Genomic DNA, 850 nt, shown 5'->3' on the forward strand with positions numbered 1-850 from the left:
CCGGTGCCGCCCAGGCGGCGGGACGCCGCGGCCGGCCTCGTCGCGCCCAGGTACGTCCACCGCGGTGCGGCTGACCCGGTTCACCACGAGCCCGGCCAGCGGCATCCGGTCGGCGGCCAGGCGCTCGACGAAGTAGGACGCCTCGCGCAGGGCCGACGCCTCGGGCGCCGCGACGACGAGGAACGCCGTGCGCGGGTCCTGCAGCAGCGCGTAGGTCTGCTCCGAGCGTTGCCGGAAGCCGCCGAACAGCGTGTCGAACGCAGCGACGAACGTCTGCACGTCGGTCAGCACCTGGGCGCCGAGCAGCTTGTTCATCATCGAGGTGATGACGCCGAAGCCGGCGCCGAACAGCCGGGCCGGACCCTTGGCCGGTGCGAGCAGCAGCCGGATGAAGCGGCCGTCCAGCAGCGACGAGAGCCGCTCCGGCGCGTCCAGGAAGTCCAGGGCGGAGCGCGACGGCGGGGTGTCGACGACGATGAGGTCCCAGCCGTCGGCGTCGCGCGAGGCGTCGCGGTGCAGCTGGCCGAGCTTCTCCATGGCCATGTACTCCTGCGTGCCCGCGAACGAGCTCGACAACGCCTGGTAGAAGGGGTTGGCCAGGATCTGGCGGGCCTTGTCCGGGCTCGCGTGCGCCTCGACGACCTCGTCAAGGTGCGCTTCATGTCGAGCATCATCGCGTCGAGCCGGCCGGGCCCCTCGACGCCGGCCACCGGCCGCGGGACGTTGTCGAGCTCGGTCAGGCCCATCGACTGGGCCAGGCGCCGGGCGGGGTCGATGGTCAGGACGCACACGCGGCGGCCTGCTCGGCGGCGCGCGCAGGTCGTCCGCGGTGGCGTCGGTGTCGCCGTCG

The 850-nt window shown here is 73.5% G+C and carries 2 protein-coding genes; one reads left to right on the forward strand and one right to left on the reverse strand.

The window, feature by feature from the left end; translation table 11 throughout:
• The coding region (locus tag AC2W7G_RS17435; protein ID WP_485869548.1) for an ArsA family ATPase at nt 1-576 on the reverse strand (576 nt) is incomplete at its 3' end.
• Between the two features lie 51 nt (nt 577-627).
• Between AC2W7G_RS17435 and AC2W7G_RS17440 the strand changes: the two genes are divergently transcribed.
• The coding region (locus tag AC2W7G_RS17440; protein WP_485869549.1) for a hypothetical protein at nt 628-850 on the forward strand (223 nt) is incomplete at its 3' end.

This window comes from Aeromicrobium sp. PFPM2_SD2 (assembly GCF_057364525.1).